Genomic DNA, 21,781 nt, shown 5'->3' on the forward strand with positions numbered 1-21,781 from the left:
TTTAGTCGAGGAAAACATGACAGCACCACCGCACCTAGTGGTTTTTACCGGTTCAGGGATTAGCGCCGAAAGCGGTATTAAAACGTTCCGTGCCAGCGATGGCCTGTGGGAAGACCACCCCATCGAAGAGGTCGCTACGCCTGCAGGCTGGCGGCGAGATCCTCAGCGGGTGCTGGAGTTTTATAATCTACGTCGGGAGCAAATTCGTAAGGCCAAGCCCAACGCTGCCCATAAAGCCTTGGCGGCGCTTGAAAAAGATGGCTTTAAAGTCAGCGTAGTTACGCAGAATATTGATGATCTGCATGAGCGTGCAGGGTCGCGAGATGTGTTGCATCTGCATGGTGAGATTTTGAAGGCGCGCTCTTCAGTGGATGCGCGGCTGCATTATCCACTGCTGAAAGGCGGTATTGCGCTAGGCGATGTATGCGATAAGGGCAGCCAGCTGCGTCCGGACGTGGTGTGGTTCGGTGAATCGGTACCGCTGTTTGAAGACGCCTGCGAACTTGTTAGCCAAGCAGATTTTTTGCTGGTGGTGGGCACGTCTCTGGCGGTAATGCCCGCAGCATCGCTGCTATCGTATATTGACCTGGATACCCCGTGTGCGCTGGTCGACCCCGACGCGGATGCCTTAACACCGCCGGGCGTGCTGGCGATTAACACCACGGCAGGTGAAGGCGTTACTGCCTTGGTCAACCAGTGGCGCAAACAGGGTAATTTGATGCTGCCTTAAATTACCTATCGCTCCAGAGCTATCTCTTGAAGAACCATGCTTTCATTACATCGGTAATCTGAGTGATGTCGGCGTCGGTAGCGATATAAGCGGGCATGGTGTAAAGCCAGCGGCCGATTGGGCGCAGCCACACACCACGCTCGCGGGCGAACTGCCCGACACCTTTCAGCGTTTCGGCGGAGTGTGCTTCAATCACCGCAGTGGCACCCAGCACTCGCACATCGGCCACCGCTGGGTGGGCGTTCAGTGCGGAGTCGTCAACTAGCGCTCGGCTAAGCTGTTGGCTGAGAGCTGCAATCTTATCCAGGTAGCACTCTTCTTCAAACACGCGCAGGCTTTCCAGCGCGACGCGGCAGGCTAGTGGGTTGCCCATAAAGGTAGGGCCATGCATAAAGGCATGGTTGGCGCTGTCGCCAACAAACGCATCGTGAACGCGGTCGTTGGCCAGGGTTGCTGCATGGCCCAGGTAGCCGCCGGTTAGTCCTTTAGAGAGCACCATAATATCCGGTGTTACGTCAGCATGATTGGCGGCAAACAGCTTACCCGTGCGGCCAAAACCGGTAGCCACTTCATCAAAAATCAGCAACACGCCAAACTCGTCGCATAGCGCACGCGCTCCGCGCAGGTAGCCAGGCGAGGTCATATTCAGCCCGCCTGCCGCCTGGAGTAACGGCTCCATTAGTAGGGCGGCAATCTCATGATGATGCTTCTCCAACACGTCGCGCAGCGCCGCTAAATCGTCGGCGACCTGTTCCGGCGTGGCGTTAAACGGTGCGCTGGGTGCGGGGGCGAAATGGTGTTGGGGCAGCAGGCTGGCGAACAGGCTGTGCATGCCCTCTTCAGGGTCGCATACCGCCATACAGCCAGTGGTATCGCCATGGTAGGCCTTCATTAGCGAAAGCATCTTGCACTTTTCCGGGTGGCCGATGAGCACCTGGTACTGCAGGGCCATTTTCATCGCCACTTCCATCCCGACTGAACCGCTGTCGGAGTAGAACACGTGATTAAGGCCGTCAGGGGTGATGCGCACTAGCTCTCGAGCAAGCTGGTCGGCGGGGTCATGGGTGAGGCCACCGAGCATGACATGGCATAGCTCGCCTGCCTGTTCACGAATGGCGGCGACTAAACGCGGGTGGCTGTAACCATGAATCATGCACCACCAGGAGCAGGTCGCGTCGAGCAGGCGCTCGCCGTTTTCCAGCGTAAAGTGACTACCGCTGCCGCCGACCACTTTAGGTGCTGGCGCTTGGGTTTTGAGATGGGCATAAGGGTGCCAAACGGGAGAACTCATAAAGTGGCTTCCTGATTCAAAACTGAGGTGTTGAGCAGCGCGGTTAGTGAAAGCGCACGGCATGCATGAACGGCATCGGCGGTGGCTAAATGAGGAATAATGCCCAGACATGGCGCGTTAAGGGTGTTTTTAAGCAGGTCGATGTTAGCGTCAAAGCGTGCTGTATCAGCGGCGAATTCAGGGTCCACTACGCTGCCGACCCAGCCCGCAAGGGTTAGGCCATCGGCAGCGATCGCTTCTGCGGTAAGCCGAGCATGATTAAGACAGCCGAGCTTTAGTCCCACGACCAGAATGACGGGCAGCTGCATTATCCGCGGTATATCGGAAAAGTCGTCGTGCTCATTAAGAGGCACACGCCAGCCGCCAGCGCCTTCGATAAGAGTTAAGTCGCGCGGCATGTCGTTTAGCGTGGCGCTAAGCGAGGCCACTACGCTATCGACGTTAAGCGCGCGCCCCGCCTCGCTGGCGGCCAGATGGGGCGCAATCGCGGGCGCAAATGCCCACGGGTTAACGGTGGTGTAATCGACGGGGGGAGCGCTCTGTTGTTGTAGCGCCAAGGCGTCGCTATTGCGCAGCCCATCCGCCGAGATGTGGCTACCAGAAGCAATCGGCTTAAGCCCCAGCGTGCTGAGCTGCTGCTGTTTGGCAGCGCACAGCAGCGCGCTGGTGGCCAGGGTTTTACCCGCATCGGTATCGGTGCCGGTCACGAAATAGACGGTCATGGTGATTTTTCCAAGTGCAGGGTGATGCAGTGGTAGCTAACGGGGAGCCCCTGGGGTTCTCGTAGCGTGTCAAAACGCTGGCGGGCGGCGACTAGGTCTCGTCGGGTAAGACGTGCCTTGGGACGCGCCACCTGGGCGCCTACCCCCTTGATTGAGTCCATGACGGCAGTGAGATCGGGGTAGTAAAACCGTCGCCATTCGGTGATGCGATCAACCAGCGTTAAGCCGCTTGAGGCAACGGCGTGTTCAAGTGCCTGGGCATTTGGCGTTTGCAGTAATGCCTCCGGGCGCTGCCAAGCAGAGGCGACTTCTGCCAGCGTGCCGGGTAAGAGCGTCGTAAGATGCACTTGGCCGCCAGCGGTAAGCACTCGTTGAAGCTCGCGCATAACCGCATCGATATCGCGGCACCACTGAATGGCGAGGTTGGAAAATATCAGGTCAAAGGTGGCGCGCTCAAAAGGCAGCGCAGCGGCATCGCCTTGCTGCCAACGAATATGATGGCCATAGCGCGCTTGGGCGTGAGCGAGCATGCCTGGGGCAATATCCAGCCCAGTGACGTTGGCATGGGGAAATTGAGTGGCTAGTCGTTGCGTCCAGACGCCGGTACCACAGCCAAGGTCGAGTATGTTGTCGGCACTAGGCGGAAGCGATGACCAGAGCGTTTCCCCTATCTGGCGCTGAGCGCTGGCCAGCGCATCGTAGCGGGGGGCCGCGCGAGAAAAAGCGTGGGCGACTTTTGCCTGCCAATTTGGCGCTGGCGTTGCCGTTAGGTACATAAGTGCTCCTTGGCGACCAGGGCAGCCTGGGAAGCGATGGTCGCGACCAACTGGGCTGGTTGGGAAAGCATCGGGCAGTGCCCCGCATGGGCAAGGTTGATTGCCTGAGTGCGGGTGCTGGAAGCCACTAGCGGATCGTGCTCGCCCACTAGTTGAATGACCGGACAGGGCGTCTCTTGCAAACGCTGAGTGTTATTCAGGGTGGCAAGCCAGTGGAGCCCTTGGGACAGCGTGCTAGTCGTAGCGCTGGGGGTGTCACCCAAGATGGCCCGTAGCTGTTGGTGGGCGTGGCGCGCGTTAGGTTCGCCCTGGGTTTGCCAGCGTAAGAAATGTCGCCAGGTAGCAACGGGATCACGGAGGAAAGCGCGCTGAAAGCTGGCAAGCTCGGCTTTGCTAACTCCGTCATCGCTACAAAATTGCCCGCCTGTGCCGATCAGCACCAGGCCACGTGGCGCAGGCAGCTTATCGAGCAGCGCGCTGGCTAACAGCCCGCCCAACGACCAGCCGACCCACACAGCGTCGCTGGGTAGTTGGTCGGCCATAGCGCTGGCAAGGGTATCCAGGGTGGTTGGGTCAGCTAGGGCGGGGGTATCGCCATAGCCCGGCCAATCCACCGTGTACACCTCAGTATGGGCGGGCCAGTGGTGTTCCAATGGCTGCCAGATGCGCTGATCGATCCCCCAGCCCGATAGCAGCACAAGACGTTGAGGGGCGTCTAGGCGAGACATACTGCTTCCTCACGCTGACAGGCGCTCAGCCCTTCAATAAGCCGATCAATATCGCTTAGAGAGTGGCGGGCACTCAACGTAATGCGCAGCCGTGCGGCACCATTGGGCACCGTGGGTGGACGAATCGCCCCGACGTGAATACCCCGTTGGGCGAGCTTAGCCGCCCAAGCCATAGTGCGTGGCTCGTTGCCAAGTAGCAGCGGTTGAATAGGCGTATGGGAGTCGGCAAGGGGCAGCCCTAGCGCCTGGGCCTGCTGGCGGAAATAGTCAATATGGCACTGGAGCCGCTGGCGATGTTCGGGTTCGCGTTGCACGATGGTCAGCGCTTCCAGAGTCGCTGCGGCAATGCTGGGGGGCTGGGCCGTGGTATAGATATAGCTGCGAGCAAACTGAGTGAGGTGGTCGATCAGCGCAGCGTCACCGGCCACAAACGCGCCAGCGGTGCCCAGTGCCTTGCCCAGGGTGCCGACCAAAATAGGCACCGCTTGGCTGTCGAAGCCTGCCACACAGCCGCTGCCATCAGCGCCTAACACGCCCAGTCCGTGCGCGTCATCAATCATTAGCCAGGCGTTGTGTTGCTGGCTGGCGTGGGCAAGGGTAGCAATATCGGCAACGTCGCCATCCATGCTGAACACGCCGTCGCTGACCACCAGCTTATGGGCGGCGGAGCTGCGCGCTAACAGGCGTTCAAGATCAGCGCTATCGCGGTGATGAAAGCGTCGCGAGCGGGCACCGCTTAGCGTTGCACCATCGAGCAGCGAGGCATGATTTAAACGGTCTTGAAAAACGGCGGTGTTTGAGTCGGCGAGTGCTTGCAACACGCCAAGGTTAGCCATATAGCCGGTGGAAAAAAGCAGTGCACGCTGCCGTCCTGTCCACTGAGCCAGGGCGTCTTCCAGTGCGTCGTGGACTGCCAAGTGGCCGCTGACCAAGTGCGACGCGCCCGCGCCTGCGCCAAAGCGGCGCGCCCCCTCTGCCTGGGCAGTTTGCACACGTGGGTCACGCGCCAGCCCGAGATAGTCATTGCCAGCAAAGTCCAGCGTGCCAAGGGTGGTCACCCGCCGATGCCGCCAGCGCTGTTGATCAACACGCTGCTGGCGGGCGCTGGCTAGCCGCTGCCGCCACGCGTCAGACACTGGCATCTACCGCCAGTGCGGCTGCCCGTTCTGCTTGGGCGCGCTGCTGAGCTTGTTGAGTGAGTCGTTCGGTATGAGCGACTTCATCTTCGCAGGTATCACGACGCTCTGGGTGCAGGCCTAATTTTGCAAATAGCGCGCGGTCGCGGTCTGCCTGTGGATTGCCGGTGGTGAGTAGTTTGTCGCCGTAGAAGATCGAGTTGGCCCCCGCCAAAAAGGCCAGTGCTTGCGTCGACTCGCTCATCTGCTCGCGGCCAGCGGAAAGCCGCACATGGCTTTGCGGCATCATAATCCGCGCCACCGCGACGGCGCGGATAAACTCAAGCGGGTCTAGATCTTCGACGTTCTCGAGCGGTGTGCCCGGTACTTTAACCAGCATATTGATGGGCACGGATTCTGGGTGCGGTGATAACTTGGCCAACTGCTGTAACAGCGCGCTGCGGTCTTGCGCGCCTTCGCCCATGCCTAAAATGCCGCCGGAGCATACTTTCATGCCCGCTTCACGCACAGTGGCCAGGGTGTCTAGGCGGTCGCTGAAAGTGCGGGTGGTGATGATTTCAGGGTAAAAGTCGGGGGAGGTATCCAGGTTATGGTTGTAGTAATCCAACCCGGCAGCCGCCAAACGGCTGGCTTGATCACCGTCGACCATGCCTAACGTCATACAGGTTTCCAGCCCCAGGGCTTTTACTTGGCGAACCATCTCTTCGACCAGTAGTAAATCTTTGTCCCGCGGGCTGCGCCATGCCGCGCCCATACAGAAACGGCTAGCGCCGGCTTCTTTGGCCGCCTTGGCCTGGGCAACGACTTTTTCGATTTCCAGCAGCTTCTCTTTTTCGAGCTGAGTATTGTAGTGACCGGACTGCGGGCAATATTTGCAGTCTTCCGGGCAAGCACCCGTTTTAATCGACAGCAGAGTCGAGACCTGCACCGCGTTAGCATCAAAGTGGGCGCGGTGAACTTGCTGAGCTTTGAATAGCAGGTCGTTAAAGGGCAGCGCGAACAGCGTATTAATCTCTTCCAGCGTCCAGTCGTGGCGCGGGGCGGCGGCATTGAAAGCGGTAGCGGTCACGGGTAAACCTTTTTTCTTTTGAAAGTTGACGAGACTCTAGCGGCGTTACGCTTTTGGTGTCAACTATTAGAGTTTTGTTGGTTTACTACGCTTGATTTTAGACAGCGAGGGTTCGTCATGGTGGTCGGGCTGCTTTATACTCGGCGCCCTTTGTTAACCGTCTTTTGTTAATCGCCCTTTATTAATCGCCCTTTATAAATTGGAGCGCGGATGTCTGACGCTACGTCACAGCCCCCTGAGTCTGCTTCATTGACTGACTACGACCCCGCTACGGGGCATCCGCGCCCACCTCGGCGTGAATTTAAAGCACGGGGTAGTTTTGTCACACGCTGTGAAGGGTGCAATCTTCCTGAACTCAACTGCCTGTGCCCTTACCAGGTGAAGGCCGACAGCACCGCTCAGGTGTGGCTGTTGACCCACTCTATAGAACACTTTAAGCCGACCAATACCGGACGGTTAATTGGTGATGTGCTGACACAAACCCGAGTGTTTACCTGGTATCGCACTGCGCCGGACGAAGAGTTAGCCGCGCTGCTTGAAGATCCACGCTACGCGCCTTTTGTGATCTTCCCGGATGACCAGCCCGACTACGCGGACCGTGTGGTGGACATTAAAGCGGTGCACGCTGTGAAGCAGCAGGGGCGTATTCCGGTCTTTGTGATTTTAGATGGCACTTGGCGCCAAGCGCGACGAATGTTCCGCAAGAGCCCTTATCTGGATGCACTGCCGGTACTGCCGCTGCGCACGGAGCGGGAAACACGCTATCGGCTACGCAAACCTGCCTCAAAAGCGCACCTGTGTACGGCAGAGGTTGCCATTGAGCTGCTGCGCCAAAGTGGTGATGAAAATGCTGCTGATGTGCTAGACGATTACTTTGATGTATTTAACGATAGCTACGCCGAAAGCCGCTTTTATCGCAAAATTGCTGAACCAACCGCTGCCATGCAGCGGCTATTAGAGCGAAAGGGTTAGCGCTGAGCACCAGGTAGCCAGCGAAGCATCACTTTGCGTACCCAGTACCAGCGGTTAATCAATAGGGCGGTAAAAATCAGGCTACAGCCAAGCAGCTGTAGCAGGGTCATGGTTTCGCCAAACCACCAAGCGGCGAATAGGGCAGTCCACACCGCTTCAAGCATTAAGATAACCGCCGCGTGGCTAGGTGTAGTCATGCCCTGGGCTTTGATTTGCAGGAAGAAGCGCAGCGAGCTTGCCAGCAGCACGCTGGCTATAAACCAGCCCAGAATTGAGGGGCTAAGCGCGAGCGGCTGATCCTCGACGACCAAGGATAGGCCGGTCAGTACGCTGCCCACCGAGAGCAACTGTAGTGTGGTGAGCGGTAGCGCTGGCACGTTGCGCACCACGCGAGTATTGACGTTGATCAGTAGCGCGAAGCAGAGCGCCGCGCAGACCATTAGCAATTGACTAGCTTCTACTTTGAACCCTGCGTTTAGCGACAAAAGGGCAAAGCCCAGTAGCGCTACCGGGAGGGCGATCCAGGTAGAGCGTGGCGGACGGTCGCCAAACAGCAAGCGTGCTACGACGGGTACCAGCAAAATCCCCAAGCTGTTGATAAACGCGCTTTCACCCAGGTGATCAGAGTAACTTAACCCCAGAATCCAGAAGGCTATCGCGACGCTGAACAAAAAGCCTACCAGTACGCCGCGCCTTATCCTGCGCGCGGGTAAGCGTCTTAGAGCAGGCCAGGCGAAGAGTAGAAGTATTAGTCCTGCCAGCAAAAAGCGCGTGCCAATAAACAGCAACGGCGGCATACCCGCTAACGCTTCTTTAGAAAAAATCCATCCGCTAGCGGCTACCACTGTTACCAGCAATAGCAGCGCATCGGCTTGCCATGGCGCTTGCTTGATCGTGCTCACGCAGTGCCGCTACCGAACAGTGCACCGGCAATCCTAAAGCCTGCTACCCAGGTACCCACCGCAGAGCCTAATGTTGCCAAAATAAACACCAGCAGCGTGCGGGAGACGCGATTTTTCCACCAACCTTTGAGCTCGGTGACATCATGGCGTAGTGTCGAAAAGTCGCGCACCTTCGGTTTGCGCATATAGAGCTCGACCCCTGCAGCGACAAAGCCTGCACCAATGGTGGGGTTAAGCGAAGTCAGTGGGGCGGCAAAGAAGGTGGCAATCACCGTCACAGGGTGCGCAAGAGCTGCTATCGTCGCGCCGCCGGATAAAATACCATTGATTAAAAACCACTCAATGACCAACTGCCAGCCAAGCTCAGTGTTACGCGAAAAGCCGATCACAAAGCCAGTGATAATCAGTGCGGTAATCAACCAAGGGGCTGCTTTCCAGAGTTTAGACGGTGGTGGCGTTGCCTCCAGTGACTCACGCTCAGTGGTAGGATTTTCAGGAAGCGGTGCTTCCAGGTGTTCACCGGTGCCTTTTAAATGCCCGGCTCCCAGCACCACTAACACGTTTTGGTAGCGCCCAGGCGGCGCTTCTTCAGCTAAACGCAGTGCCATATAGCGGTCGCGTTCGCGAATAAGCGGGGTATAGAGTGCCTCTGATTCGGCAGCAAATTCGCTGAAAGTGGCTTCCAGCATATCGCCTTCTTTGAGCTTTTCGATGTCCTCTTTGGAAACATCCTGGCGCGACATAACGCTGCCAATGAGTCCCGAAAATAGCGAGAAGCGTTGCCACCAGGGGACATTACGGTAAATGCGTTTTAATGTAATGCCAACGTCACGATCGACCAACATTAAAGGCAGCTTGCGGGTACGGCACTCTTCTACTGCCGCACGCATTTCAGCGCCAGGCTGAATACCTGACTGTTCGGCGATCCGCTGCTGAAACGCACCCAGCGCCAGGCTGGCCGCGACCATGCCTGCTTTGCCTTGTTTAAATACTTGAAAAAGATCTTGTTCCCCCATGGCATCGGGGTTGTCCATGCTGTGATGACGTGCGTCACATAGCTCAATGGCAACAGCATCGTAAGTGCCACTGTCGATTAACTGGCGAACGTCATCGGCACTTTCGGCAGAGACGTGAGCGGTGCCAAGCAGGGTATAACGGGTGCCGCCAACGGTGACGGTTTTTAACGGGCCGCTGGTCTTAGGCTGCGCGTTGGGTTCTTGCGCCAGCGGTGTTGCATCGTCATGGATCATTAATGTGTCTCAATTTGAATAGAAAGCATTGATACGTGTTTAACGACGCCAGAAGGCGGGTGTAAATAGCACAAGTACCGTGAAAATTTCCAAGCGGCCCAGCAGCATCGCGAGCACCAAAATCCACTTGGCTAGGCTGGGCAAGTCGCCGTAATGGCTGCTAGCTTCGCCTAGTGCCGGGCCTAAATTATTTAATGCAGAGCCAACGGTTGACCAAGCGGTAACTTGATCAACACCTGTTGCCATAACGCCCACCAGCATCAAGAAAAATAACATGACGTAGGCTGAGAAAAAGCCCCATACCGCTTGGGCAATGCTGTCGGGAACACTAACTTTACCCACTTTAACGGCAATCACTGCGTTGGGGTGAATAAGGCGCATGACTTCACGCATACCCTGCTTCAAGATCAGAATAATGCGGATTACTTTCATGCCGCCCGCCGTCGATCCGGAACAACCACCTACAAAGGCGGCGACAAACAACAAAAACGGTAACGCACCCGGCCAACCTGAAAAGTCGGCAACTGCAAAGCCCGCAGTGGTGGCGACAGAGACGACTTCAAAGAGCGCATGTCTCAGACCTTCAACATCGTCGTAGGTGTCCGTGAGCCACAAAGTAATCACGGTGATCGTGGTTAACCCAGCAAGAAAGATCATTAAAAAGCGTGCTTCAGGATCCTGAAAGTAGTGCAGCAGACGCTTTTCACGCCAAGCAATAAAGTGCAGGCTAAAGCTGAACGCTGAGATCAGCATAAAGCCAACGCAAATCAGCTCAATGGCGGCACTGTCAAAATAGCCGATGCTGGCATCATAGGTCGAAAATCCGCCAATCGCGACGGTCGAGAAGCTGTGTCCCAAGGCATCGAACCAGCTCATTCCCGCTAACATGTAAGCGACCATACAGGCCAGTGTTAGCGTTGCGTAGATGTACCACAGTGCTTTGGCGGTTTCGGTAATTCGCGGTGTTAGCTTTGAATCCTTTAACGGCCCAGGAATTTCAGTACGGTACAGGGCCATTCCACCAACACCCAAGGTGGGCAAAATGGCCACCGCTAACACCACAATTCCCATGCCGCCTAACCACTGCAACTGCTGGCGATAGTAAAGGATGGATTCTGGCAGAAAATCGATGCCAGTAATGACGGTTGCACCGGTCGTGGTTAGCCCAGAAAACGATTCAAACACCGCATCGGTGACACCGAGCGAGCCTTCACCAAACAGCATCAGTGGTAGCGAGCCGAAGAGTGCCAGTACGGTCCAAAACATGGCCGCAATAATAAAACCGTCGCGAATCCGTAGCTCTTTATGGGCGCGGCGATTGGGTAGGAAAAGCAGTAAGCCCGTAATCACTGAAATGGCGATACCGCTCATAAAAGCGTGCCAAACACCGTCGCGAAACCAAAGCGATATCAGCATGGGTGGCAACATGGTGAGGCTGAATAGCATCAACAGTAGCCCTAAAATGCGTAGTATGACCCGCAAACTCATAGCAGTGGTTGCCTCATAGCGGTGGCCTGTTTTCTTGAAGAGCGTTGCCTAGAAGGCCATTGCCTAGAAGAACGTTAATCCCACTTGGAACAGCCGCTCCACGTCACGAATGCGCCGCTTATCAATCACGAACAGAATGACGTGGTCGCCGCTCTCTACCATCACATCGCCATGGCCAATGATGACCTCTTTGCCTCGCACAATGGCACCTATGGTGGTGCCTTCAGGCAGGCTGATCTCAGCAATGGTACGGCCCACCACCTTAGACGACTGCTTATCACCGTGGGCGATTGCCTCGATGGCTTCCGCAGCGCCACGGCGCAGTGAGTGCACGTTGACAATATCGCCCCGGCGGACGTGGGTAAGCAGGCTGCCGATGGTCGCTTGCTGGGGGGAAATGGCGATATCGATTTCGCCCCCCTGAACCAAGTCCACGTAGGCCGCGTTGTTAATCAGCGTCAGGACTTTCTTGGCGCCCAAGCGTTTGGCCAGCAGCGACGACATAATATTGACCTCGTCGTCGTTGGTCAGGGCACAAAAGATATCGCAGTCTTCGATGTTCTCCTCTTCCAGCAGCCGCTTGCTGGTGGCGCTGCCGTGAAGTACCACCGTTCGGTCAAGCCGCTCGGAAAGCGCAGTACAGCGCTCTATGCTGTGCTCGATAATCTTAACTTGGTGGCTGTGCTCCAGATGCTCGGCCAAGCGTTCACCGATATTGCCGCCACCGGCAATCACCACCCGCCGGAAATCCCGTTCAACGCGGCGTAGTTCGCTCATTACCGCGCGAATATCACGCCGTGCGGCCAGGAAAAACACCTCGTCGTCGGCTTCAATCACCGTATCGCCACGGGGAATAATTGGTCGGTTGCGGCGGTAAATGGCTGCCACGCGTGTTTCCACATTAGGCATGTGTTTGGCGAGAAAGGCTAAATCCTGCCCCACCAGTGGGCCACCGTAGAACGCTTTGACCGCCACCAACTGCACCAAACCACCGGCAAACTCCAACACCTGTAACGCACCGGGGTGCTCAATCAGGCGGCGCACATGATCCGTCACCACTTGTTCAGGGCTGATCAGTACATCAATAGGAATCGCTTCGTGGGCAAACAGCCCCTTACGGGTGAGGTAGGCGGTTGAGCGTACGCGGGCAATTTTGGTAGGCGTGCGGAACAGGGTATGGGCGACTTGGCAGGCGATCATGTTGATTTCATCGGTGTTGGTCACCGCAATCAACATATCGGCATCTTCACAGCCTGCCTGACGCAGCACAATCGGATACGAAGCCGCCCCCGTCACGGTGCGAATATCCAGCTTGGTGTGCAGTTCGCGTAGTTTCGCGCCGTCGGTATCGACGACGGTAATATCGTTTTCCTCGCGGGCGAGGTGCTCCGCTAAGGTGCCGCCGACCTGGCCGGCGCCGAGAATGATGATTTTCATTGCTAAGCATCGGTTCCGTTGTAAGCGCCAGCGCGTTCTCGGCAAGAGATATATGCGCTGCAATAAAGACGGCGGCCAGTGTAAACCAGCCGCCGCTGAAAAGCAGGTCGTGATTACTCGAGTGTGAAGCCGACTTTTATCGTAACCTGCCAGTGAGCGATACGGCCGTCCTCGATATGGCCACGGGTGTCGGTGACTTCGAACCAGCGCAAGTTATCAATGGTTTCTGATGCTTTGGCGAGAGCATTTTGCACAGCTTCTTCAATTCCCTTTTCAGAAGAACCGGTTAGCTCGATATGCTTATAAGTGTGAGTACTCATAGTGTCTCCATCCTTGTCATCGGTTCACCGCCCTGCCAGGGGGCGGTATGTTAAGCAGTACGCTTCTCTAGTCTGGCATAAAAAAAGCCATCATGGCTGCTTTGCGCGGGAAACAGTTGACGCCCTTGGCCACTTGGTTCGCCCCAGGCGACGTCATTTGGCGTGGTGACTTTTGCATCGGGCGTGCGGTCAAGAAATGCAGTGATTTGTTCAGCGTTTTCCTCGGGCAGCACTGAACAAGTGGCGTATAGCAAGGTGCCGCCTGGGCGAAGTAGTGGCCAGAGGTTATCCAACAGTTGGCCCTGTAGCTTCGCGAGCTGGCGAATATCTTCTTTACGGCGCAGTTTTTTAATGTCGGGATGACGACGAATAACGCCCGTGCCAGAACAGGGCGCATCAAGCAAAATCGCGTCGAAAGGCACGCCATTCCACCAGTCTTGCTGGGTAGCATCAGCGTGCTGCAGTTCTGCCGTTAAGCCTAAGCGGTTCAGTGTATCGTCTACACGGCTTAGGCGCTGGTTGTCGCTATCAATGGCCGTCAGAGCAATATCAAACTGCTCTAATAGGTGGGCAGTTTTACCGCCAGGCGCACAGCAAGCATCGAGGACGTGGGCGCCTGGGCGTGGGGCCAATACAGGTCCTAACAGTGCCGCGGAGAGCTGAGCCGCTTCGTCTTGGACGCTGACATGACCTTCTTCAAAGCCGGGGAGTATGGTGACATCGCTGGGTGCATCCAAGGTAATGCCATCCGGCGCGTGTAGGCATAGGTGACCACTTAACCCCTGCTCAGTCAGCAGTTGTAAATAGGCCTCACGATCGTTGTGACGTTGGTTAACTCTCAGCGTCATGGGGCCCGGTTCATTGTTCGCTGCGGCAATGGCGCGCCACTGGTCAGGCCAAGCGCTGCGCAACGCATTAAGTAGCCAGGGCGGGTGCTCTAGGGCAACGTTCTCATCTAGGTCAACAGCGGCTTGCAGCTCGTCAGATTCACGCTGGAGACGACGCAGGCAACCGTTTAGCACTCGGGTGGCCCACTCTTTACCTAGCAGGCGAGCGGCGCCAGCGGTTTCGCCAACCGCTGCGTGGGCCGGAATACGCATATAAAGCAGCTGGTAGATTCCCACCAGTAACAAGGCGTGAACATCGCTATCGCGCTTTTTAAAAGGCTGCTTGAGCAGTGTTCTGGCCAACGCTTCCAGGCGCGGCAAGCGTCGGCAGGTACCGTAACATAGCTCTTTTAATAGGCTGCGATCGCGGGCAATCACACTGTGCTCATCTAGCCCGGCCAGTGAGCCTTGGTCAGTCAAAACAGGGACTAGCGCGCGGGCAGCCGCGGCGCGAACTTCCTGGCCGCTGCCGCCTTTGGGTGGGCGATTCTGGCTCATTCACTAACTCCTTGATGAGCGGCGGCGTGCCCAAGGCGTGCGCCGACAGTAAGCGGGGTTTGGCGGGCGTTAAGCAGGTCGCGCACGGCCATCGCTTTACCGCCAGGTAACTGGGCGTGGCTAACGCACAGTACTTCTTGACCTTGCTCGCCACAAGCAATGCGCAGGTGATCCTCGCCATGTTCGAGTAGTGTGCCGGGCGCACTGGGAGGCTGTTCGCCAGGCTCAACACTGGCCATCAACAAACGTAAGCGATCATTGCCTAACGTGCACCAAGCCACTGGCCACGGATTAAACGCACGTATTTTGCGTGCCAGCTGTTCAGCGGGTTGATGAAAGTCCAGCTCGGCTTCCGCTTTGCTGAGCTTGGCGGCATAGGTGACGCCCTCGTCAGGCTGCGGTGTTGGCTCTAAGCCGTTGCTGTCCAGCGCATCCAGAACGTTAATCAGCGCATTCGCTCCTTGAATGGCCAGCCGATCATGTAAGTCACCACCCGTGGTGCGCGAGGTGATTGGTGTACGAACTTCATACAGCATCTCACCAGTATCCAGGCCCGCATCCATCTGCATAATGGTGACGCCTGATGCGCTATCACCCGCTTCAATCGCGCGTTGAATAGGGGCGGCACCTCGCCAGCGGGGTAGCAGAGAAGCGTGCACGTTGATACAGCCTAAGCGGGGAATGTCGAGCACGGCCTGTGGCAGAAGTAGCCCGTAAGCAACGACAACCATTACGTCGGCGTTCAATGCCGCCAGCTCTGCTTGGGCATCAGTGCCTTTTAAACTGGCAGGCTGGTAGACAGGTAGCCCATGCTCAACAGCGAGCTGCTTGACGGGGCTGGGAGTGAGCTTGCGCCCGCGGCCTGCTGGGCGGTCAGGTTGAGTATAGACCGCTACCACTTGATGCTGACTTTCGAGCACGGCAGCAAGGCTTGAAGCGGCGAAATCAGGTGTGCCAGCAAAAACAACGCGCAACTGTGACATGATGATGACTACCTAGCATTAAAGGGGGAAAGTAATCGTGTGCCGTGGGGGAAACAAATAAAGGCCGAGAAGCAACGCTACAACGCACCAGCAATAACATTCTGTGCGCTTGCAGCGTGTCAGCTCGGCCAGCAGTAACACGGCGTAGGTTGGTTTATGCGTCGTTTAATAGCTTGTGGCGTTTCTGCATCTTTTTCATCACTCGGTCACGCTTTAGGGGTGATAAATAGTCAACAAAAAGCACGCCTTCTAAATGGTCATACTCATGCTGAATGCAGTGGGCTAATAGGCCATCGGCTTCTAGCTCGTAGGGCTCACCACTGCGGTCTAGCGCGTTCAGCTTTACTTTTAAATAGCGCGGGACTTCAGCGTAGTATTCGGGAATCGATAGACAGCCTTCAGAAAGCGGCTCTTTTTCGTCACCAATCGGCTCGTAGCGCGGATTAATAAGTACGAGCGGCTGCGAGTTATCGTCGCTGACATCCATTACTACGACACGTCGATGAACATCGATTTGTGTCGCTGCAAGGCCGATGCCGCGCGCGTCGTACATAGTCTCCAACATATCGTCGACGAGCTGGCGGACCTCATCGTCAACGGTTTCCACCGGTGCAGCCTTGGTGCGCAGGCGCTCGTCGGGGAATTCGAGAATAGGAAGTTTGGCCATGGCGTTACAATCACCGTTATGCTGAGTCTTTAATATGAGCAGGCTTTGCCATCTGTGTTGGCAGGCCTAAGTGCTTTACTATCGGCCACTATATCATGCTGTAAGCGTTCCTGGGCACGTACAACGCCATGCAGCTTCCCACAACGGCGTCACCAATAACTGACAAGAGAGCACAGGATGGTGGTGAAAAGGGTAGCGGTGAAAAGGGCAGTGGCGAAAAGGTTTCTTTATTATAGCGTGTCGTTGGCATGTTTGACGCTTATGACGACCGCCGCATTGGCATGGGAATCTCCGCAGCAGGTGGTAAGGCTTTCTCCCCAGATGCGTGCCATTCCTCAGCAACAGGCAATGGCGCCGCTGCCGATGGAAACGATTCAGGCGTTTTTGCGAGAGCATCGCGTCGTAGAACCAGGCGAGCTTATACGGGAGCTGGCCTACGTCGTGGGCGGCGAGAATCAACGCTTGATGAGTGGCGCGGGCGATACGCTGTACGCCCGCGGCGTGCTACCGCCCAGAGCGCGTTTAGGTATTTATCGCCCGGGCGAGCGTTATGTTTCCGCTGAGGGTACTCCGTTAGGGACGGAGTTAATCAATATTGGCGAAGCGCGCCAGCTCAGCAGAGAGGGAGAGATTGCCCGCCTAGAAGTACTTAGCGCCTACCAGGAGGTGCGTAATAACGATATTTTGCTGCCGCTTGACGCCCCGCTGTTTGCATCTCAGTCGTCAGAAAATAGTTTTCAGCCTCGTTTACCGTTGAACGATGTTGCAGGCCAGATTATTGCGGTACCTGGCGGAGTGCGCTTTATTGGACGCTTACAAATAGTGGCACTGGATATTGGAACTCAGGATGGCTTGCAGCCTGGCCATGTATTACATGTTGGCCAGCAGGGGGAACTTGTTAATGACCCGCGTAGCCAAGAGCTTCTGCAACTGCCCGCCACTGAAGCGGGAAGGGTCATGGTGGTAAAGCCATATAGTCTGATGAGCTATGCGTTGGTGATGCAGGCATCGAACGTTTTAGCGGTTGGAGACCGGGTACACACGCCGATACGCTAAACACCATACAACTAACAGGGGATAGGTATGGATGCCAAGGAGTGGCTTGTGGTGAATGAGCTACCGGGTATGGGAGCGCTTCGCACCGCAGCGCTGGCTGAGAAGCAGCTGCAATGGCCCCATGGCTGGCTTGCTGGGTTGCCCAGCAACGCTGCGAGCGCACTGCGGCTTTGGCTAGCGCAGCCAGAGCGAAGCCCGTTGCAGCAGGCAATCGATCATACCTTCGCATGGCTAGAGGCCGCGCCTAATCGCCATTTGCTCCATCGCAATCATCCCGCGTGGCCTGAGTTGCTCGACCAATTGCCAGATCCCCCCGTGGTGCTGTGGGCACAAGGCGATCTTAGCGCACTAGATGGCCCAAAACTGGCTATGGTGGGCACTCGGCGTCCCACCTCTGAAGGAAGTGGTAATGCCCAGGCGTTTGCCAGAGAGCTTGTTAATCGTGGCTGGTGTATCGTCAGCGGCATGGCACTCGGTGTTGATGGGGTGGCACAGCGCGCCGCGTTAGCAGCAGGTGGGCAGTCGATTGCGGTGCTTGGCTGTGGCGTTGATGTCATTTATCCGCCCCGTCACCGTGATTTACATGAGCAGCTAAGTAGCGTGCCAGGAGGCTTGTTATTATCTGAGCATCCGCCGGGAACCGTTGCTCGGCCAGCCTTCTTTCCTCGACGTAACCGAATTGTGACCGGCCTTTCATTAGGTACGTTAGTGGTCGAAGCGACTGAGAAAAGCGGTTCCTTGGTCAGCGCACGATTAGCCCTTGAGCAAGACCGTGAGTTGTTTGCACTGCCCGGGTCGCTACATAACGTGCAGGCTCGCGGTTGCCTGCAGTTATTACGTAGTGGGGCCACGCTGGTGCGTCATGTGGACGATATTTTAGAAGAGTTGCAGCACTGGGCTGAACGCTATATGCCAACCGGTTCACGTACTATCGCTGACAACGCAAGCCTTGATTTGCCTATTGAAAGCGATGAGTCCAAGGACAATCTGCTAAGCGCACTGGGCGCAACGCCAACGCCAATTGATGTACTGGTTCAGAGCGCGGGCCTTACGGTTAGTGAATGCCAACAACGTTTATTGATGCTGGAGCTTGATGGCAAAGTGGCGCAACAAGCGGGTGGCTGGGTGCGTTTAACGCGGCCATGGTAGGATGTAAGTAACCGTTTTTCATCTACTGAAGATGTAATAATCTCAGGTGATGAGGGGCCGCGTTTGTAACGAGGAGCATCTATGAAATCGGCTGTTGAGGTTAAAGAAGCGGTACGAGCATTGAAAGAGGGGGGCGTTATCGCTTGCCCTACCGAAGCAGTCTGGGGGCTGAGCTGTGACCCAGATAACGATGAAGCGTTAGCGCATTTGATGCGTATGAAAGAGCGTGACCCTGCCAAAGGGGTGATTCTAGTTGCTGCGAATATTCAGCAATTTCAGCCTTGGCTAAACCAACTGCCAGTTGCACTGCATGCGCCCTTAGCAGCCAGTTGGCCTGGCCCCAATACTTGGCTAGTGCCTGACAATGGCCGTAGTCATGGTTTGGTACGCGGTGCCCATCAGAGTGTGGCTCTGCGGGTGACCGACCATCCGCTAATGAAAGCGCTCTGTGAGGCCTTTGGTGGCCCACTCGTCTCGACCTCCGCTAATCGCGCGGGCGATCCCCCCGCCATGAGCGCTGATGAAGTCGCGACCATTTTCGGTGAGGAGGTCGCCGCGATTGTTGCGGGTGAGCTTGGGGGTAACGCAAAGCCCAGCACCATCAGAGACCTGGTGTCGGGCAAAGTCATGCGTTCATAGCGAAGCGCCTTGAGCTGTCTCTGTCGTTGACTACTTACCAATCACACTTATCCTCAACCTCTTTGGAGTTACTGTGGCTCACGAGCACCTAGACGACGTTAAACATTACCTTCTGGATCTGCAGGAGCGGTTGTGCGCAGGGCTTGCCGCTGCTGATGGAAAAGCAACATTTAAAGAAGATAGCTGGCAGCGTGAAGAAGGCGGCGGCGGACGTTCAAGGGTCATCGAAGAAGGCGCTGTTTTCGAGAAGGGGGGGGTTAATTTTTCGCATGTTTACGGTGCTCAGTTGCCCCCCTCAGCGACGGCGGCACGACCGGAACTAGCCGGGCGCAGCTTTCATGCGGTGGGTGTTTCCTGGGTGCTCCATCCTGAAAATCCTAATGTGCCAACAAGTCATGGAAACGTGCGCTTCTTTATCGCTGAAAAACAGGGGGAAGCGCCGGTATGGTGGTTTGGCGGTGGCTTTGATCTAACGCCTTACTACCCGGTGTTTGAAGATGTTGTGCACTGGCACCGGGTTGCCCAGGCTGCCTGCGTGCCATTTGGCGAAGAGGTGTACCCGCGCTACAAAGCGTGGTGCGATGAATACTTCTATCTTAAGCATCGCGATGAGACACGCGGTGTTGGCGGGCTGTTTTTCGATGATTTAAATGAAGGCAGTTTCGACGACTGTTTTGCTTTTCAGCGTGCAGTGGGCGATAGCTTTCTGGATGCCTACGTACCGATTGTAGAGCGCCGTAAGGGGGATGCATGGGGTGAAAAAGAGCGTGATTTTCAGCTTTATCGCCGCGGCCGCTATGTAGAATTTAACTTAGTGTGGGATAGGGGCACTCTGTTTGGCTTGCAAAGTGGTGGGCGCACCGAATCCATCTTGATGTCGATGCCGCCGCTAGCCCGTTGGGAGTACGCATTTACACCACCCGTGGGCAGTCGAGAGGCTAAATTGCATGAGTACTTGGTGCCACGCGATTGGCTAGCCGAAGCCACCCAGCTGGGTAAAGTGTAAGGAGCCTGTATGACCGACCGTTACTGTGTGTTTGGAAACCCGATTAAGCACTCTAAGTCGCCATTAATTCACGGAGAGTTTGCTAACCAGACTCAGCAACCGATGACCTATACCGCCGAACTTGCGCCGGTAGAAGGTTTTGCCACTGCCTGGCGAGAATTTGTGGCAGCGGGTGGTCGAGGGGCGAATGTGACTGTCCCGTTCAAAGGCGATGCTTTTGCGCTGTGCGACACCCTGAGCCACCGCGCCAAGCGCGCTCAGGCGGTGAATACGTTGATTGTCGGCGGCAATGGCCGCACTTATGGCGACACCACTGATGGCGTTGGGCTGGTGCGTGACCTTGGATACCACCACGTACCCATCAAGGATAAACGCGTGCTGGTGATCGGTGCCGGTGGTGCAGTGCGTGGCATACTTGAACCGCTACTTGCCGAACAACCCAGTGACGTTGTTATCGTCAATCGAACGGCGGCAAAAGCCGCCCAATTAGCCGATGCCTTTGCTGACTTAGGCACCCTTCATGGCGGTGGGTTCGAGACGTTAGAAGGCCAGTTTGATCTGGTGATCAATGGCACCAGCGCTAGCCTTACGGGTGATTTGCCGCCGTTACCGGATAGCCTATTTAACCAGGGGGCTTGGGCCTACGACATGATGTATGGCTCAGAACCCACGGTGTTTTTGCAGTGGGCAGGGCCTCGCGGCGCCAAGTTGCTTGATGGCTTGGGTATGCTGGTTGAGCAAGCTGCTGAATCTTTCTTTTTATGGCGTAACCTGCGACCCGCAACAGCCCCGGTGCGCACGCTGTTAAGGCAATCGTTGAACGTCGCCAGTGACTAGCTAGCTTGCGAGTGTTCAACAAACAAAAGGCAGCCATTGCGGCTGCCTTTATTGGTTAATGCTGGTTGTTCTCGCATGTTTAGCGAGATTTGGTGTAAAAGCCAATCATGCACATAACGAGACCAGCCACAGAGACCAGCATACCGCCGTTAACCAGCAGCGGTGAGCGCTCAAGCCACGATACAAAGGGCTGCGGCGTGTCACGGCACACATTTGCCAGGTAGTCCCAATGCCCACCGTCGAGCTGACAAGCGCGTACGTCACCAAGCTCCCAGAAATAGACGCCGAGCAACACTAAAATCGGCAAGACAAGCAGCAATAAACCAAGTCGAATCATTCAAACCTCAATATTAAGGTGCCTAGGGGCGAGGGCAGTTGGGGGTGCGGCCGCTATTGCGCGCCTGCTCGTAGCTTGCCAACGCGTTATTCATGTTGGCTTGAAGCCCTTCAATACGCTGGCCTTCACTTGGGTGCGTCGACATCCAGGCGGGTGGAGCACCACCGCCAGAGGCTGCCTGCATGTTTTCCCAAACGGTAACGCTTTCCCGTGGATCAAAACCGGCTTGGGCCATTAACTGAAGGCCGATAACATCGGCTTCACTTTCATGACTACGGGAGAACGGCAACGCAATACCGTATTCCGCTCCCATCCCCAGTACCCCCATTAGCTGTTGGCCACCCGGGGTTTGCATGCCGGAGGTGCTAGCAAGTACCGATAAACCAAGTGACGTTGCGCTTTTCGTTGAGGCACGCTCGTTGGCATGATTCGCAATGACGTGGCCAATTTCGTGGCCGACGACCGAGGCTAGCTGGTTTTGATTGGTAGCGATATTGAGCATGCCCGTATTCACGCCCATGTAGCCACCGGGCAGCGCAAAGGCGTTGGGCTGTTCAGATTCAAAGACACGAATTTGCCAATCAAGATTACGCTGTTCGGCTGGCAATACTTCTACAATGGCATCGGTAATGCACTGAACATAGCGATGGCTTGCCTGACCTGCGGTGGGAATATCTCGTTGATATTGTGCAAAGGCTTGCCGACCCATTTGATTGAGCTGATCATCTGAAAGCAGCAGTAACTGAGAACGACCGGTAGGTGAGGTGGAGCATGCTGCGACAGCAGCACACAGCGCAGTAACAGCCAAGGGACGAAGCCAGCGCATAGGCAGTTTCCTTATAGACGAGTAGGGATCTTTGCACACAAGATAACCACTGTCAGTGGTAAATCAACTCATATC

The 21,781-nt window shown here is 56.1% G+C and carries 23 protein-coding genes; 7 read left to right on the top strand and 16 right to left on the bottom strand.

Translation table 11 applies throughout. The features are described 5' to 3' along the window. Window positions 1–16: 16 nt before the first annotated feature. Window positions 17–730: an SIR2 family NAD-dependent protein deacylase gene (locus tag IR195_RS03140; protein WP_146944236.1), complete on the top strand. Its 714-nt coding sequence runs from the start codon at window positions 17–19 to the stop codon at window positions 728–730. A 19-nt stretch (window positions 731–749) separates the two neighbouring features. Here the strand turns inward: IR195_RS03140 and bioA are convergent, their stop codons facing one another. The 6 genes from bioA to bioB are packed head-to-tail and all read right to left on the bottom strand — an operon-like array spanning window position 750 to window position 6,452. Continuing rightward, on the bottom strand, window positions 750–2,021 hold the full coding sequence (gene bioA / locus IR195_RS03145) for an adenosylmethionine--8-amino-7-oxononanoate transaminase (RefSeq protein ID WP_206048722.1): 1,272 nt from the start codon (window positions 2,019–2,021) through the stop codon (window positions 750–752). Then, a complete protein-coding gene (gene bioD / locus IR195_RS03150; protein WP_206048723.1) occupies window positions 2,018–2,743 on the bottom strand; it encodes a dethiobiotin synthase in 726 nt (241 codons plus the stop codon). The genes bioA and bioD overlap by 4 nt, the downstream gene beginning before the upstream one ends. After that, window positions 2,740–3,519 (bottom strand): malonyl-ACP O-methyltransferase BioC, encoded by a 780-nt coding sequence (gene bioC / locus IR195_RS03155; RefSeq protein ID WP_206048724.1) that lies wholly within the window; start codon window positions 3,517–3,519, stop codon window positions 2,740–2,742. The genes bioD and bioC overlap by 4 nt, the downstream gene beginning before the upstream one ends. Further along, on the bottom strand, window positions 3,510–4,247 hold the full coding sequence (locus IR195_RS03160) for an alpha/beta fold hydrolase (protein ID WP_206048725.1): 738 nt from the start codon (window positions 4,245–4,247) through the stop codon (window positions 3,510–3,512). The genes bioC and IR195_RS03160 overlap by 10 nt, the downstream gene beginning before the upstream one ends. Next, the gene (bioF, locus tag IR195_RS03165) at window positions 4,235–5,389 is read right to left on the bottom strand and encodes an 8-amino-7-oxononanoate synthase (protein WP_206048726.1); all 1,155 of its coding nucleotides are present in this window, start codon (window positions 5,387–5,389) and stop codon (window positions 4,235–4,237) included. The genes IR195_RS03160 and bioF overlap by 13 nt, the downstream gene beginning before the upstream one ends. Beyond that, complete coding sequence (gene bioB, locus IR195_RS03170; RefSeq protein WP_206048727.1) at window positions 5,376–6,452, bottom strand: biotin synthase BioB; 1,077 nt, start codon at window positions 6,450–6,452, stop codon at window positions 5,376–5,378. Before bioB ends, bioF begins: the two co-directional genes overlap by 14 nt. Before the next feature lie 210 nt (window positions 6,453–6,662). Here bioB and IR195_RS03175 point away from each other — a divergent pair, with 210 nt between their 5' ends. Then, window positions 6,663–7,424: a tRNA-uridine aminocarboxypropyltransferase gene (locus IR195_RS03175; protein WP_206048728.1), complete on the top strand. Its 762-nt coding sequence runs from the start codon at window positions 6,663–6,665 to the stop codon at window positions 7,422–7,424. Here the strand turns inward: IR195_RS03175 and IR195_RS03180 are convergent. The 8 genes from IR195_RS03180 to def form a co-directional block, all read right to left on the bottom strand. After that, on the bottom strand, window positions 7,421–8,326 hold the full coding sequence (locus IR195_RS03180; RefSeq protein WP_206048729.1) for a DMT family transporter: 906 nt from the start codon (window positions 8,324–8,326) through the stop codon (window positions 7,421–7,423). The genes IR195_RS03175 and IR195_RS03180 overlap by 4 nt on opposite strands. Then, window positions 8,323–9,576, bottom strand: a complete 1,254-nt coding sequence (locus IR195_RS03185) for a TraB/GumN family protein (RefSeq protein WP_206048730.1) — start codon at window positions 9,574–9,576, stop codon at window positions 8,323–8,325. The genes IR195_RS03180 and IR195_RS03185 overlap by 4 nt, the downstream gene beginning before the upstream one ends. Before the next feature lie 39 nt (window positions 9,577–9,615). Continuing rightward, window positions 9,616–11,064: a TrkH family potassium uptake protein gene (locus tag IR195_RS03190; protein ID WP_089039158.1), complete on the bottom strand. Its 1,449-nt coding sequence runs from the start codon at window positions 11,062–11,064 to the stop codon at window positions 9,616–9,618. A gap of 63 nt (window positions 11,065–11,127) precedes the next feature. Continuing rightward, window positions 11,128–12,501 carry a Trk system potassium transporter TrkA gene (trkA, locus tag IR195_RS03195; protein WP_125745584.1) on the bottom strand — a complete coding sequence of 458 codons (1,374 nt, stop codon included), beginning with the start codon at window positions 12,499–12,501 and terminating at the stop codon, window positions 11,128–11,130. Between the two features lie 113 nt (window positions 12,502–12,614). Beyond that, window positions 12,615–12,821, bottom strand: a complete 207-nt coding sequence (locus tag IR195_RS03200; protein WP_125745586.1) for a dodecin — start codon at window positions 12,819–12,821, stop codon at window positions 12,615–12,617. A 50-nt stretch (window positions 12,822–12,871) separates the two neighbouring features. Further along, window positions 12,872–14,206: a 16S rRNA (cytosine(967)-C(5))-methyltransferase RsmB gene (rsmB, locus tag IR195_RS03205; RefSeq protein ID WP_206048731.1), complete on the bottom strand. Its 1,335-nt coding sequence runs from the start codon at window positions 14,204–14,206 to the stop codon at window positions 12,872–12,874. Beyond that, window positions 14,203–15,189 (bottom strand): methionyl-tRNA formyltransferase, encoded by a 987-nt coding sequence (fmt, locus tag IR195_RS03210; protein ID WP_125745590.1) that lies wholly within the window; start codon window positions 15,187–15,189, stop codon window positions 14,203–14,205. The genes rsmB and fmt overlap by 4 nt, the downstream gene beginning before the upstream one ends. A gap of 154 nt (window positions 15,190–15,343) precedes the next feature. Further along, window positions 15,344–15,856, bottom strand: coding sequence for a peptide deformylase (gene def / locus IR195_RS03215; RefSeq protein ID WP_125745592.1), 513 nt, complete (start codon window positions 15,854–15,856; stop codon window positions 15,344–15,346). Window positions 15,857–16,033: 177 nt separating this feature from the next. Here def and IR195_RS03220 point away from each other — a divergent pair, with 177 nt between their 5' ends. The 5 genes from IR195_RS03220 (at window position 16,034) to aroE (ending at window position 20,543) form a co-directional block, all read left to right on the top strand. Continuing rightward, window positions 16,034–16,912 carry a peptidoglycan-binding protein gene (locus IR195_RS03220; protein ID WP_206048732.1) on the top strand — a complete coding sequence of 293 codons (879 nt, stop codon included), beginning with the start codon at window positions 16,034–16,036 and terminating at the stop codon, window positions 16,910–16,912. Between the two features lie 27 nt (window positions 16,913–16,939). After that, on the top strand, window positions 16,940–18,061 hold the full coding sequence (gene dprA / locus IR195_RS03225; protein ID WP_206048733.1) for a DNA-processing protein DprA: 1,122 nt from the start codon (window positions 16,940–16,942) through the stop codon (window positions 18,059–18,061). 81 nt (window positions 18,062–18,142) lie between these two features. Further along, on the top strand, window positions 18,143–18,700 hold the full coding sequence (gene tsaC, locus IR195_RS03230; RefSeq protein ID WP_125745597.1) for an L-threonylcarbamoyladenylate synthase type 1 TsaC: 558 nt from the start codon (window positions 18,143–18,145) through the stop codon (window positions 18,698–18,700). A gap of 73 nt (window positions 18,701–18,773) precedes the next feature. Continuing rightward, on the top strand, window positions 18,774–19,706 hold the full coding sequence (gene hemF, locus IR195_RS03235) for an oxygen-dependent coproporphyrinogen oxidase (protein ID WP_146944760.1): 933 nt from the start codon (window positions 18,774–18,776) through the stop codon (window positions 19,704–19,706). Window positions 19,707–19,715: 9 nt separating this feature from the next. Beyond that, on the top strand, window positions 19,716–20,543 hold the full coding sequence (gene aroE / locus IR195_RS03240; RefSeq protein ID WP_125745601.1) for a shikimate dehydrogenase: 828 nt from the start codon (window positions 19,716–19,718) through the stop codon (window positions 20,541–20,543). Window positions 20,544–20,622: 79 nt separating this feature from the next. Here the strand turns inward: aroE and IR195_RS03245 are convergent, their stop codons facing one another. Continuing rightward, on the bottom strand, window positions 20,623–20,880 hold the full coding sequence (locus IR195_RS03245; protein WP_125745603.1) for a hypothetical protein: 258 nt from the start codon (window positions 20,878–20,880) through the stop codon (window positions 20,623–20,625). 22 nt (window positions 20,881–20,902) lie between these two features. After that, window positions 20,903–21,706: a M48 family metallopeptidase gene (locus IR195_RS03250; RefSeq protein WP_125745605.1), complete on the bottom strand. Its 804-nt coding sequence runs from the start codon at window positions 21,704–21,706 to the stop codon at window positions 20,903–20,905. Between the last annotated feature and the right edge of the window lie 75 nt (window positions 21,707–21,781).

Origin of the sequence: Vreelandella venusta (assembly GCF_015689495.1) — a bacterium.
GTDB classification, from domain to species: Bacteria; Pseudomonadota; Gammaproteobacteria; order Pseudomonadales; family Halomonadaceae; genus Vreelandella; species Vreelandella venusta.